Origin of the sequence: Neobacillus bataviensis LMG 21833, from assembly GCF_000307875.1 — a bacterium.
Taxonomy (GTDB): Bacteria; Bacillota; Bacilli; order Bacillales; family Cytobacillaceae; genus Neobacillus; species Neobacillus bataviensis.
This window is the reverse complement of record NZ_AJLS01000003.1, coordinates 16,679-30,014: the sequence shown is the minus strand read 5'-3', so window position 1 is coordinate 30,014 and position 13,336 is coordinate 16,679. Positions and strand designations below refer to the sequence as shown.

The window sequence follows — 13,336 nt, the reverse complement described above, 5'->3', positions numbered from 1 at the left end:
TATATCATCCAAATCTTTGGATTTCGTCGTATTTAGAGCAGTTAATCGGAATATCTCCGCCTATATCTGCTTCTAAAGCTTCCTATTTATACATTAGCCGGAAAATCTCCGCCTAAGAATTCTCAACCTGCACGAAAATCAACAATAAATAATAACAGAGCCTATTTTTAAAAAAATCAAAGGGAAGAAGGCAGAAAAAGATGAAAGAATCGAGAGAGTTATTAGAAAAGCTTGGTTACCCACCTACAGATAATATAGAACTTCCTACGTCGACAAAAACATTTCCGGACGGTGCGCAATACCGGATTGAACTTCCAAGTGTGGAGGGGCCTGTTGCGTTAAAAGAAATGTTAGACGAAATCGACCGCTACGGCTTAACGATACACCGGGTGTCACAAGGCAGCGGGATCATGCTGCAAACAGACGAAGAAATCCAGGAAATGTGCAGGTTGACGAGTGAAAGAGGGATGGAACTCAGTTTGTTTGTCGGCCCGCGCGGCACATGGGATATCAGTGCACAGCCGTTAACGGAAGGTGGAAAATCGATTGCCCTGCGTCATGAAGGTTCCGATCAGCTTGTTTATGCCATGGAGGATTTAAAACGAGGAGCAAAATTAGGACTAAGAAGTGCGTTAATTGCGGATGAAGGTCTCTTATTGCTGACGAAGGAAATGAAAAAGGCCGGCCAGCTGCCAGAGGACTTCGTTGTAAAGGTATCTGTGCAAATGGGCGCTGCGAACCCTGTTTCTGTGAAGTTAATGCAAGACCTGGGGGCTGGCACGTACAATGTTCCAACCGCGCTGACCCTGCCAAAATTGGCAGCGATTCGCCAGGCCATTGACATTCCAATTGATTTATATGTAGAGGTTCCGGATAACTTAGGCGGATTTCTTCGCTATTATGAAATTCCGGAAATTATTCGGGTATTGGCGCCGGTTTATATCAAATTCGGGCTCCGCAATCATCCGGATGTCTACCCTTCTGGGAAGCAGTGGGAGAGTACAAATATTTCGCTAGTTAAAGAGCGTGTCCGCCGCGCAGCGCTTGGAGTCCAAATGATTGAGCGTTATTATCCAGAAGCGAAAACATCAAAATTGGGTGCTGAAGGATTGGGGATTCCTAGGATTAGTGCTTCGTCAGCCACCTTGTAAAAAAAATTTTTAGCAAAGATAGGAGGAAACTGAAATGAAATTGATATCTTATCGTGCGCAATCCAGTACGCATCTCGGTGTGGTAATCGAAGAGGACAAAGTCTTATCATTAAGTAGTTTACATGATTTGTATAAGGATTGTATTTCACAAGAGTTTACGATTCCAAATGATATGAAGCAGTTTATTGAACAAAACGAGACTGCACTTCCTTATGCTGAAGCGCTAATTGATTGCTATCTAAATGATCAAGAAGTGAAGGATCTTCCTTCCTGCTTCCTTTCGGATGTTGAGATCATCGCTCCGATCGCCCAGCCAGAGAAAATTATTTGCGTCGGCTTGAATTATATGGACCATTGCAAGGAGACCAACATGGAGCCGCCATCATCGCCGGTTATTTTTTCAAAGTATGCCAATGCCATTATTGGTGACAAGGCAGCGATTGAATTGCCAATCAACTCTAATCAAGTGGATTTTGAGGCGGAATTGACGATTGTCATCGGGAAAGAAGCGAAATGCATTTCTGAAGAGGAGGCGGAAGACTATATCTTTGGCTATACGATTATGAATGACGTAAGTGCAAGGGATCTCCAATTTGCGGACACTCAATGGTCCCGCGGAAAATCAGCGGATACATTTGCTCCAATGGGTCCGGTGATTGTCACGAAGGATGAAGTAGGGGATCCGCATCAATTGGACATTTCTTTACGATTAAATGATGAGATTATGCAGCAGTCCAATACGAATCAGTTAATTTTTCGTATTCCAACCATTATCTCCTTCTTATCCCAGTCCATGACGTTAAAGCCGGGGGATGTCATCGCCACAGGCACACCGCCTGGAGTAGGTATGGGCAGGGACCCAAAGGTTTGGCTGAAGGATGGAGATTTCCTCTCCATTACGATTGAAAACATTGGAACCTTATCAAATCATGTAAAAAAACACCATCTTACTAAGTATAATGAGCATTCTCTGTTAACCTCTAAGTAAATTCTAGGGTTTGATGTAAGCTAGACCTAATTGAAAAAGCACTCTTCTAAGAATTGACAGAATCTTCTTTAAATATTAGCAACCGATTGCACCGGTGGATCGTCTAAATAGGTTTTGTTTTACCCTCATTATTAAAATCACTAGGAGAGTGGAAACATGAAAATCAAACAAGCAATTGATAAATTTCCCGGCGGTCTGATGGTTATCCCGTTATTGGCTGGTGCCTTGTTAAATACAATTGATCAGCTTCATCTGCCGTTTATTATGGAATTCCTTAAAGGTTTGGGGGTCGCACCGAACGCGGATGGAAACCATGAATTTATGAAAATTGGCGGTTTTACCCAGGCCCTGTTTAAGGATGGCGCTTTAACCTTGTGTGCCCTGTTCTTGTTTTGTGCCGGGAGCCAAATGAATTTTCGTGTTGGCGGGAAGGCCCTGAAAAAAGGTATTTTATTAACGACTTCCAAATACTTGGCTGGTTTTGCTGTCGGGATGATTTGGGGGTTATTATCAGACCCTGTCCATGGCTTCCTTGGTTTATCGACCATGGCCATTATCGCGGCGATGACAAATGGAAATGGGGGCATGTTTGCGGCCTTGACTGGGCAATACGGAAATCGTTCTGATGTAGGGGCGACCGCTATCCTTTCCCTTAATGATGGACCGTTTTTCACCCTAATGGCACTTGGGATGATGGGCGCCAACTTCCCGTTAATTGCTTTTATTGCTGTGTTATTACCTATTTTGATTGGGATGATTTTAGGAAATCTAGATCATGAAATCCGAACCTTTTTAGCGGCTGGAGAATCTTTAGTTATTCCTTTCTTTGCCTTTGCTTTAGGTGCCGGGATGAACCTGGCCAGCTTCTTTAATCCTGAGGTAGTGGGTGCAGGCATTATTCTAGCTTTGATGACCATTGTCTTTTCAGGAGGAGCCATGGTACTTTCCTTCAAGCTCTTCCGTGAGAAAAGTTTCATTGCTCCTTGGGCAGAAGCTTCTACTGCCGGAAATGCCGTGGCGACACCTGCAGCCATTGCTGCAGCTGCAACCGTCGCAGCCGGAACAGGACTCATGACGGCAGCCGAGGCGGAAGTGTATCAAGGTCTTGTGGCAGTCGCATCCGCACAAATCTCGATCGCCACTATTACTACCGCCTTGCTGGTACCATTTGCCGTAATTTTGGCCGATAAGTATCAAAAGAAACGTGGCATAGATGGAAAAGTAGAGTTTCATGCAGGCGAGAAAAAATCGGGCAGTAGTGCCGTGGTGGAAGAAACCATTTAATATTAAAGAAAGAGGTGTTTATAGTGGAGTATTCTTTTGAGGGTTACAAAAGAAGTGATGGGACTGCCGGAATCAGAAATCACATCGGAGTTATTTGTTCTGTCGTATGTTCCAGTGTCGTTGCCAGAGAAATTTCGGAAAAGGTGCCCGGCACCGTACCATTTGTCCATGGAAATGGCTGTGCACAGCTTGGGGATGATTTTAAATTAACCAAAAATATGATTGCAGGTGTTTCCGCAAACCCGAATCTGTATTCAGCACTTCTTGTAGGATTGGGATGCGAAACGAACCAGGTCAGTGGATTACTTGAGAGCATTCCACAAACGAAACCAGTGAAGGGCATCGGGATTCAGCAGCTGGCTGGTGGAGAAAACACGATCAATAAAGGTGTGGAAATAGCGGAACAATGGTCAAGAGAAGCAGCTAATCAAAAACGTGAGCGCCTACCGCTTTCTGCACTGACCATTGGTATTTTACCGGTCGATCTCGATGAAGAGTCTTTAAATAGAATGGCTCCTGTAATAGGCGGGGTTGTTGATAGATTAGTAGAAGAGAAGGCCTATGTCCTGTTCGGCCTTTCGCAAACCTTAGAGCCAGCCGGGCTGGAATTATCTGAACGTGCTGGTAACGAGGGCTTGAGGAATAGACTGAAAAGCATTGGCGTGGGTCTGCAGCGGAAACGCTGGAAAAATGTCAGCAATGGTTCGATTACACAGGATGATTTTTCCGAAAAAGAACAGGCCCTTTCCATCCTGGAAGCAAGGATGACAGGAATTCATCCAATTAATAGTTTACTAGGCTATAGTGAAACCCCGGCACAGAAGGGGCTGCACTTGATTACAGTTTCGAGCAATATCGTGGAGTCTTTATCGAATATGGCTTCCAGCGGGTGCAATCTTGTGTTGATTGTCAGCAGCAGAGGGGTGCTGACAGGATCGCTTGCCTTGCCGTGCATGACGATTACACCGCAAAATCCAAATGAGGCTTTTGACGAACTCATCGACTATTCTGTCACAGAAGAGGCCGTTTCTGCCCAAGTAGAATCGGTGATTGCTTCGCTCATCGATGTCTGTTCAGGAAAGCAAACAAGTCTTGAAAAACTTGAACTTGGTGAGTTTTCTATCCCTCACGTGGGAACGACATTTTAATCGTAGAAGGAGTGAACAAGGATGAGCCGAAAATTTAATGCGCTTAAATTGAATGAGAACGATAATGTGGCTGTAGCGCTTAGGGGAATTAAAGAAGGGGAATGGCTTTCGATTCAAGGGGACGATGAGAAAATACAAGTGATGCAGAAAATCCCTTATGGACATAAGATTGCCACTACCTTTATTGCGAAAGATGCAAAAATCCTTAAATATGGGGAGTGCATGGGGATTTCAACAGAAGAGATTCAGCCGGGGCATCATGTCCATGTCTTTAATGTCCGCGGTTTAAAAGAAGAGGAACGGATCAGTTCGTTAAAGGAGGTGCAGCAGCCATGAAAATATTTGAAGGGTATCGGAGACCGAATGGAAGCATCGGAGTCAGAAACCATGTCATTGTCATTAATACGGTGGGGGAATTGGCCAGCCTGACGAAAAAGATAGCTCAGCTTGTGCCTGGGGTTATTCCGGTTGCACATCAAGCGGGAAAAGCACAATATCCAGAGGATTTAGAACAGACAATCAGGACGCTGAAAGGAACAGCAGGCCATCCAAATGTCAGTGCTGCCCTATTTTTAGGGATGGGCGATGATGACCCAGCTGAGAAGATAGTAGATGTTCTGAGTGAAGAAGGTTGTTATGTTCATGCGATTACCTTTCAGAAGGATAAATCCATCACGGACGTGCTGAAAGAAGGAAAGCATTGGCTGGAAAAGGCGGTCGAGCGGAGTAAGGGGCAAAAGACAGAAACTGCAGATGTGACCGAATTAATGATTGGCCTTGAGTGCGGCGGATCGGATGCCTGGTCAGGAATCACGGCAAATCCCGCGATTGGATCCTGTTCCGATGCGATTGTCAGAGATGGCGGCACGAGTATTTTAGCAGAGACAACGGAAGCAATAGGGGCCGAGCATATTTTGGCTAACCGGGCCGTAAGTCCAGCAGTAGGCGAAGCATTTTTAAAAATTGTGAAGGAATATGAAGAAAGAATTCGCGAAACGGGTGAAGATATCCGGTCTGCCAATCCAACTCCAGGAAATATGGCGGGCGGGCTGACGACACTTGAGGAAAAATCATTAGGCTGTATTAAAAAGGGCGGAAATTCCACGTTGATGGAAGTGGTCGCCTATGCGGATAAGCCGACAGAAAAAGGGTTTGTTTTTATGGATACGCCGGGATATGATGTGGAATCGGTAGCCGGACTTGCCGCGGGCGGGGCTCAAATCGTCCTGTTTTCCACCGGCAAGGGCTCACCGACAGGTTCCCCCATCGTCCCTGTCATTAAAGTTGGAACGAACCCAAGACTCTACGAAATTATGTCAGAGCATATTGATGTGAATGCGGGGAAAATCATTGAGGGTGTAAACACGATTGATGAAATTGGTCAAGAAATCTATGATCTCATCATGGAAACCGCTAACGGAGCCCTGACGGCAGCCGAAAAACACAAAAACCAAGAATTCGCTATTTGGAGACTTGCTCAAACCATTTAGGTGAAGCGAAGGTTTTGCTTGATTTTACCGGTTTCATAGGTCTCCTTGCAAATGCTATTGGAAAATGTTACACTTTAGAAGAATTATTTTTGTTCGGTGTAAAGGATAGTGTAGGATTTGCCTTTCGTCTTGATGATCACTGAGTGCAAGGATAGTAACATATGTGTGCAAAGCACACAGCAGGAGGAAACAAAATGGAACAAGGTAAAGTAAAATGGTTTAACGCAGAAAAAGGTTTCGGATTCATCGAGCGTGAAGGCGGAGAAGACGTATTCGTTCATTTCTCAGCGATCCAAGGCGAAGGTTTCAAATCTTTAGATGAAGGTCAAGACGTTACTTTTGACGTTGAGCAAGGTCAACGTGGAGCTCAAGCAGCTAACGTGCGTAAAGCTTAATAACAAGCACAAAATAAAGCAGACTCTTCATAGAGTCTGCTTTTTATTTTTAAAATTAAAACAGGAGCCCCACTCACGATTGAGTGGGGCACATATAAACAAGTAAATAAAATGGTAAACAAAGTGTATCACATAATCAAAAATTCTCCTAATTATCTTTGAATAAAAATTTTAAAAGTGCTTTTGTAGAGAAACTGTATAAGAATTTAATTATGGATGAAATGGGATTACTTATGCTGCTTATCCCCAAAAAAATAAGCATCCGATTATTCGGATGCATACTTAATAATTCCATGTAAATAAACTGAGTATTCTCTCTGTACATATTCTCTCAATTTAATTTTTTGTTCTGTTTCTAAAACTTTAACCAATTCTTGAATCACTTTTTCATCTTCTTTTGTAGTAGGAATCTCTAATGAAAACATATTACCTCGACTACCATTTAATAATTTTTTTAATAAATCAACTTTATTCATTGGGCCATCCCCTTTAGCTGTTATATTCGACATAAAGTGGACTTTTACCTTGGAATATCTTATATCGTTTCAAGTTTTACCGACTTTCCACTAAAAGCATCTGATTACAGGTACCCTGACAGAAGTGGGTAGTTTTTTTAATTGCTTTTTTTATACCCACCTTCTACCAATCTAATCATATCACGCCCTGAGGTCTTTTCTGTTTCATGATAACCTTCTTCATCACGCAAACTCAAGTACCAGTTGCTATCGCCATCTTCATTTAGCCTATATAACTTATTGGTAAAAACATTAGTATAAAAATCTCCATTTCTTAGCCTCATAATATCCCACCTCTAATGTATATAAACAGTATTATGCCCAAGAAAACCACCTGGAGTCATTAGACAGGGATGGATGTCCCCTATATCTGGTCAAAGCCCCGCAGGATTCGCAGGGAGTACGATTGTGAAAAAAGAATCCTGGTGGTGGTGCGATGGAAAAGGATACATTTAATGGGAGGAATTGTAATGACTATACCTGAAAAATATAAAACTGATGACCATTAAAAATATGCATACTAATACTAACGGGTTTACTTGTGGGGTACAAAACTGTAAAAACCGGGTCAAATCACTGATTTTATTCTAACATTTTTTCGCCAATGAATTCACAGAACAAATCACATTAAAGATTTGTCCTTCATAACTTGGATGAAAGACATTTTTCATGTTGCTCAACCGGGTTTTGTCCTTCATAACCTGAATGAAGGACATTTTTCCCGTTGCTCAACCCAGTTTTGTCCTTCATAACCCGAATGAAGGACATTTTTCATGTTGCTCAAACCAACGAAGAGGCGCATTAGAATTCGTCCGTAAATTCCAATGCGTTTTCATTTGTGATTCGCTTTTTTGCACCTGTAAAGTGAACCCGTTATCCTAATACTTACGAGGTACAACTCCTTGATTTGGAGCGGCAAAGTTTCGCAGTGGTTGCCGGCGAGGATTGCAGAACTAAGAAAGCCTAATAATGGTCATGAAAAGTGAACTGTTCTACAAAAATTCAAATACAATCCTTAATAAAGGTACAGGTTTTTTATCTGGATATACTTATTTTCTAGATTGCTTTACTAAAGAATGAACCTTAATGACAATTCCAGCCGGAATCAAAGCAAAAAAATCCACAAGCCCCTTTGTGGATTTTTTTGCTTAGGATTTGTTAAATTTCATTGTTGAAATAGATGATAAACATTCAAAAAATAATGATATTCAAATTAGCCTACAAACTATGCTTGATTTACATTTGTGAATGGGTTCCAAGTGGGGCCGGAGCCCAGCTTAATTACAAACAATCACTTCTCGAATAAATAACCCTTTTTTTGCAACACCCCGGTCAATAATCGAAAAGCCTGCTTTTAATAGGATTTCATCGACGGGTTCAACGGTCACCACCACCACTTTGTCTGCAAAGCTACGTGCACTTTGGAGCATTTCCAGCTGTTCTTCCGGGGTGATTACCGAACACAAATTATAAGGCAAATCAATAATGGCTACATCAAAATGATTGGTGATATCGCGAATATCTGCTAAGTTTATTTCTCCTGTAAGACCAAAGTGTGCCATGTTTTCTCGTGCACCTGGAAGAATCAGTTGATTTCGATCGCTTCCAACTATATCAATGCCCATTGATCGGGCTTCAACTAGGACAGTTCCAATTCCGCAGCAAGGATCAATGGCCTTAATCCCTTTTGGTTTGGGGATGGCGATATTCACCACCGCTCTAGCAACACGTGTGCTAAGTGCGGTAGAGTATCCATTTGGCTTCTTTTGATGTCGAAACCAAACCGACTCACTTTTTACATACTCACCAAATACCCATCTTCCATTTACATGCATGACGCCAAATGATAGGTCAGGGTGACGAAGATCTGCTATACCGTTGACGTGTAATCCAATCTTTCGTTCAATGTCACGCCGTTTCTCGAATCCTTCGTTTTCAGCTTTAGACTGACCATTATTTTTCACATAAGTGACTTTAAATGTTGCTCCGCTTAGTTGTAAAGCTTCCACCTGCTGATAAAGATCGTCCAGGCTTTCCGCTTCATATATCAAACTAATTCTTTCTTTTATAAAAGGGCTTCGGCTCGGATCAATTTTTACGAAGCTTTCCAGAACGTTAGATTGGGGCGTTTCGCCAAATAATGAGCGCATTTCCAACGCAGATAAAGAGCGCTCATCCTCAGAGCAGGCATAAGTATATATATAGGTCGTTCCTTTTTGTGGACTAATATCTATGGCGGGATCAATCATTAATTTTTCTATTTCATCTTCACCTCAAGTGTTTTCTAAAACATGTATCTATTATATCAATAAAAGAGGCATTATTAAGAATTACCTTTAATTGGACACCCTATCATACTACTTTCTTACTAACAGGAACCCTTATCATATTTAAAAATTAGTCCTTCTATAATGGTAATATTATTAAATTTACTAAATTCCAATGGGAATATATTGTAAAATAGATTTAATTGAGGCTTTTATCTATCAAAGTTGGGGAAGTTTTATATGTTTTAAAAATAGATGTTAAATCCGAACAAACGTGGATATTCGTTGCAACTGTTCGCCAGTAATAAAGGAGGGAAGTACTCTTGACTCAATACATTTACATTGCTTCACCCAAGGAATTGTCTACAGGTTCATTTGGCTTAAACCCCGTGTCTTCTGAACAACCAAATGTTTTTGAGACAGAATTGGATTTTGCGCATTTATCCTTTGAAGATAATTACGATCCTAAATCCAAATCAAGATTTTCCTATAGTCCGCATTTTTCATTTGAATTTCAAGTAGCTTGCAGCTTTAATTTCCTTCATCTAAAAAATGGTTTGAAGGGAAATGCAACCGATGATAAGTGTATGGCACTGCTCTATTCGTATATAGACGAAGCCCTTAAATCAAACGGATTTGTTGATTATTTTACTTGTTGGAATGGTGAGGAAGAGCTGCTGATTACGAATAAACGAAGTATTCAGTGGGCGGACATCAAAACATCATATGATCTAGTATTAGCAGATCGTGAGTTTTGGGAAATAACCTTATGAAAAAGATAAAAGCAAGTATTGTACGATTACTGGCCTTTATAGCGGTAATAATAGTTACTATGGGGATTTTTATCTTCATATCCATTATTATTGGAGAATACAAGATAACTCAAATAGTTGATTCGATTCATATGTTGAAGGTATTCTTATAATAATAAGTAATGAGGAGGAGTCGAATTAGTATGGAAAAGGTTATCCCATTTTTAATGTTCCAAGATGGCAAGGCGGAAGAAGCAATGAGTTATTACACTTCACTCATCGAGGATTCTGAAATTACAAGTATTGTTCGATATGGAGCAAATGAAGCAGGTGAAGAAGGAACCGTGTTTCAGGCTACTTTCTCTTTAAAAGGGCAAGAATTTTTTTGCATTGACAGTAATGTGAAACATCAGTTTTCCTTTACACCTTCTTTTTCTATCTATGTTACTTGTGATTCAGAAGAAGAAATAGACAATTTGTTTCAGAAATTAAGCGAAGGTGGACAAGCCCTAATGCCATTAGGCAATTACGGCTTCAGTAAGAAGTTTGGCTGGCTAAATGATCGGTTTGGCGTTTCATGGCAATTAACGCTTCCTAATTGAAATGTATTAAAATAAAAAGAAATGTCATTTTGGGAGGACGAAAAATGATTGCTTCCATTATAAAGGTTGAACAAGGGTACATCGCCCAATTCGAACGTCAACTAAACCATTCCATTGAAGAGACATGGTCTTGGCTAACAGACAATGAAAAACTTGTAAAATGGTTCCCTGAACTCCAAATAGGTGAACTTCGTGAAGGTGGCTTTCTGAAGTTTGACATGCACAATGGGAACTTTGAGCAACTTTCCATAACAGATCTCAACGTGTATTCCGTCTTGGAATTTGATTGGTGGGCGGACAGTATTCGTTTTGAGATTACTCAAGGACCTGAAGGATGTAAATTAGTCTTGAATGAAAGAATCGAAAAAATCACTAATCATACCCCAAAAGACCTTGCCGGCTGGCATCTTTGCCTTGATGTCATCAAGGCCCTAATGGACGGCCAAACCATTGAATGGCGGGAAGAAGAATGGAAAAAATGGTATGAAAAGTATATACAAGCTATGGAAGGCCTCTCTTAATGATTTTTTCTTCTTAGGTAAAATGGCGTGTGAATAATAATTCACACGCCATTTTGTTTAGCTACCGCCGAAAAAAAGGTTAATAATTTAGAATTGCCTCCTTATTGGGTCTTTATGGTAAAATTGTTAAGAGGAGGGGCTGGTTTGAGTAAGTTTTTAAAAATTTTCCTGAGCATTCTGGGTGTAATTGTAGTTGGAATAGGTATCTTAATCTTTTCCTTCGTTCAAGGCATGAAGCCGGATAAAGATCAAGAAGAAAAGATAAAAATCCAGGCAAAGCAATATTTAGCAGAAAAATTTAATGAAAATTTTGAGATATATGACACGCTCTACGATAATATGGGAAACTTTGAATTTGAATATGCTGCCAAGGTAAGGGATAAGAACACTCATACACAGTTTTTAGTTTATTATGACGATGAAACAGAACAAATGGTAGATACCTATATTGCGGATAAATGGGAAGATGATGTAGAAAGGGACATACGCCCATATATTAAAGAAACCTTTGGAGAAAAGGCAGATTTCTTTGTTTATATTGATGATGAAATAGGGAAAGAATTGGGGATCGATCCTGCCCATGCTGGAAGTTATAAAGATTTTAAGGTAACCCCTACCATCCATATAAAGCTTCCAAGGAAAAAAAGTACCGATGATGAAAAGTGCATTGAAGAGTTTATTTCTTTTTTTTAAAATGAAATAAAACTCCAGCACGGTTCTGTTAATCTTTCATATATCGCTGAGAACGGCGTCATATTAGAGGATAAGGAATGGTGGAAAGAATTTTGATGAAGGCTTTAAATCTATCGGGTTATCCGCAAAATAAAAAAGATAGTTTATAGAGAAGGTAATTGGAAATCTTGTTACGAATATATTCAATACTGTTTAAATAGCTTCTAGCTTAAGGGGGAGATTAATTGAAACATGCCTTACTGATTATTGATGCTCAACAGGAATTAATAGAAGGTAATAGTGCAGAACAAGGGGTATTTGAGAGGGAAAAAATTATTAATAACATTAATACTGTAATTGAAAAAGCGATAAATGAGAGAGTGCAGATTATTTTTATTAGAGATTTAGATGTTTCGAATGGGGAGGGGCCTGGGTTCCAGATACACCAGGATATAAGCGTTCCCTCCACTGCTGTCATATTTGATAAAGCTGCAACAAATTCATTTTACGGCACACCATTAAGAGCCTATTTAAATGAAAATAATATAGGACATCTAGTCATTATGGGATGCAAGACAGAACATTGTGTTGATTCGGCCGTTCGGACAGCAACAATCAATCATTTTGATGTGACATTAGTTGGAGATGGACATTCTACATCCGATTCAGAAATCTTATCTGCTGAGCAAATCATTCTTCATCACAATAAAATCCTTCACGGACATTATAATGTAGACAACTTTTCAGTTGTTAGAAATACAAATGAAGATTTGTTTACACCTATACACAATAAATACCGATAAAATTTCGTTTTAACAATAGAACTAAATTAAATGGGGCACAAAAATTTCAAACGCGCTTGAATTATTATCTCAGACGTTTTTTGTGCTCCGATCCTGGATAAGGAGTAATTTTACAGTGATGAATGAGGAAAATATTATTTCGCTTATAAAGGAAGACCAATGGATGATGAATATATTAAAAGCAGCAAAATCATTGAATTTGCCTGATTGGTGGATATGTGCCGGATTTGTCCGGTCAAAAATATGGGATACATTACACCATTTAAGTGAAAGAACTCCACTCCCAGATATTGATGTAATCTATTTTGACCCAACAAATATGGATGAATTAGTAGAAAAGAAATTGGAAGAGAAGCTAACATCCCTGATTCCTAACATTCCCTGGTCAATAAAGAATGAAGCCAGAATGCACATTAAAAGTAATATGCCTCCCTATTCTTCCTCGGTTGATGCCATATCCAAGTTTCCAGAAACAGTGACAGCTTTAGGAGTAAAACTGGATGAAAAAAACAATGTAATCCTAACGGCTCCTTGTGGAATACATGATGTTGTTCATTTAAAAGTAAAGCCGACACCTTTTTTTACAGTGACTGAGGAGCGAGTGAAAATATACAAAGAACGCATGGAAAAAAAGGATTGGCAATCGACCTGGAGTAAATTAAAAGTATTTCATATTCATAATTCTTGTTAAGTTAACGGGAGTGTTTCTATATTTTTACTTCCAAATGAATCCATATTAAAGTATCTT

General features: G+C 40.1%; 16 protein-coding genes and 1 pseudogene. 14 read left to right on the top strand and 3 right to left on the bottom strand.

The features are described from left to right. The first annotated feature begins 200 nt into the window (after window positions 1–200). The 7 genes from BABA_RS00485 (at window position 201) to BABA_RS00455 (ending at window position 6,456) form a co-directional block, all read left to right on the top strand. Entirely contained in the window at window positions 201–1,151 is a 951-nt protein-coding gene (locus tag BABA_RS00485) for a U32 family peptidase (RefSeq protein WP_007083142.1), read from the top strand. A 34-nt stretch (window positions 1,152–1,185) separates the two neighbouring features. After that, the gene (locus BABA_RS00480) at window positions 1,186–2,139 is read left to right on the top strand and encodes a fumarylacetoacetate hydrolase family protein (protein WP_007083141.1); all 954 of its coding nucleotides are present in this window, start codon (window positions 1,186–1,188) and stop codon (window positions 2,137–2,139) included. Between the two features lie 156 nt (window positions 2,140–2,295). After that, a complete protein-coding gene (locus BABA_RS00475; RefSeq protein WP_007083140.1) occupies window positions 2,296–3,423 on the top strand; it encodes a 2-keto-3-deoxygluconate permease in 1,128 nt (375 codons plus the stop codon). A gap of 23 nt (window positions 3,424–3,446) precedes the next feature. After that, on the top strand, window positions 3,447–4,571 hold the full coding sequence (locus BABA_RS00470; RefSeq protein ID WP_007083139.1) for a UxaA family hydrolase: 1,125 nt from the start codon (window positions 3,447–3,449) through the stop codon (window positions 4,569–4,571). Window positions 4,572–4,592: 21 nt separating this feature from the next. Then, window positions 4,593–4,907: a UxaA family hydrolase gene (locus tag BABA_RS00465; protein ID WP_007083138.1), complete on the top strand. Its 315-nt coding sequence runs from the start codon at window positions 4,593–4,595 to the stop codon at window positions 4,905–4,907. Continuing rightward, the gene (locus BABA_RS00460) at window positions 4,904–6,061 is read left to right on the top strand and encodes a UxaA family hydrolase (protein ID WP_007083137.1); all 1,158 of its coding nucleotides are present in this window, start codon (window positions 4,904–4,906) and stop codon (window positions 6,059–6,061) included. Before BABA_RS00465 ends, BABA_RS00460 begins: the two co-directional genes overlap by 4 nt. Before the next feature lie 194 nt (window positions 6,062–6,255). Next, entirely contained in the window at window positions 6,256–6,456 is a 201-nt protein-coding gene (locus tag BABA_RS00455; protein ID WP_007083136.1) for a cold-shock protein, read from the top strand. A gap of 266 nt (window positions 6,457–6,722) precedes the next feature. Here BABA_RS00455 and BABA_RS00450 read toward each other — a convergent pair whose 3' ends face one another. Continuing rightward, complete coding sequence (locus tag BABA_RS00450; protein WP_007083135.1) at window positions 6,723–6,932, bottom strand: hypothetical protein; 210 nt, start codon at window positions 6,930–6,932, stop codon at window positions 6,723–6,725. Between the two features lie 137 nt (window positions 6,933–7,069). Next, window positions 7,070–7,255: a hypothetical protein gene (locus BABA_RS00445; protein ID WP_007083134.1), complete on the bottom strand. Its 186-nt coding sequence runs from the start codon at window positions 7,253–7,255 to the stop codon at window positions 7,070–7,072. A gap of 691 nt (window positions 7,256–7,946) precedes the next feature. Here BABA_RS00445 and BABA_RS27910 point away from each other — a divergent pair. After that, a pseudogene (locus tag BABA_RS27910) lies at window positions 7,947–8,042 on the top strand (radical SAM protein); the annotation flags it as partial. Between the two features lie 206 nt (window positions 8,043–8,248). Here the strand turns inward: BABA_RS27910 and BABA_RS00440 are convergent. After that, window positions 8,249–9,220: a TRM11 family SAM-dependent methyltransferase gene (locus BABA_RS00440; RefSeq protein ID WP_007083133.1), complete on the bottom strand. Its 972-nt coding sequence runs from the start codon at window positions 9,218–9,220 to the stop codon at window positions 8,249–8,251. 341 nt (window positions 9,221–9,561) lie between these two features. Between BABA_RS00440 and BABA_RS00435 the strand changes: the two genes are divergently transcribed. From BABA_RS00435 to BABA_RS00410, 6 genes are all read left to right on the top strand, one after another. Continuing rightward, the gene (locus BABA_RS00435) at window positions 9,562–10,011 is read left to right on the top strand and encodes a hypothetical protein (protein ID WP_007083132.1); all 450 of its coding nucleotides are present in this window, start codon (window positions 9,562–9,564) and stop codon (window positions 10,009–10,011) included. Between the two features lie 182 nt (window positions 10,012–10,193). Further along, window positions 10,194–10,592 carry a VOC family protein gene (locus BABA_RS00430; RefSeq protein WP_007083131.1) on the top strand — a complete coding sequence of 133 codons (399 nt, stop codon included), beginning with the start codon at window positions 10,194–10,196 and terminating at the stop codon, window positions 10,590–10,592. 44 nt (window positions 10,593–10,636) lie between these two features. Beyond that, complete coding sequence (locus BABA_RS00425; protein WP_007083130.1) at window positions 10,637–11,113, top strand: SRPBCC family protein; 477 nt, start codon at window positions 10,637–10,639, stop codon at window positions 11,111–11,113. A 144-nt stretch (window positions 11,114–11,257) separates the two neighbouring features. After that, on the top strand, window positions 11,258–11,806 hold the full coding sequence (locus tag BABA_RS00420; protein ID WP_007083129.1) for a hypothetical protein: 549 nt from the start codon (window positions 11,258–11,260) through the stop codon (window positions 11,804–11,806). 224 nt (window positions 11,807–12,030) lie between these two features. Continuing rightward, the gene (locus BABA_RS00415) at window positions 12,031–12,588 is read left to right on the top strand and encodes an isochorismatase family protein (protein WP_007083128.1); all 558 of its coding nucleotides are present in this window, start codon (window positions 12,031–12,033) and stop codon (window positions 12,586–12,588) included. 118 nt (window positions 12,589–12,706) lie between these two features. Next, on the top strand, window positions 12,707–13,279 hold the full coding sequence (locus BABA_RS00410) for a nucleotidyltransferase family protein (protein WP_040344759.1): 573 nt from the start codon (window positions 12,707–12,709) through the stop codon (window positions 13,277–13,279). The last annotated feature ends 57 nt before the right edge of the window (window positions 13,280–13,336 follow it).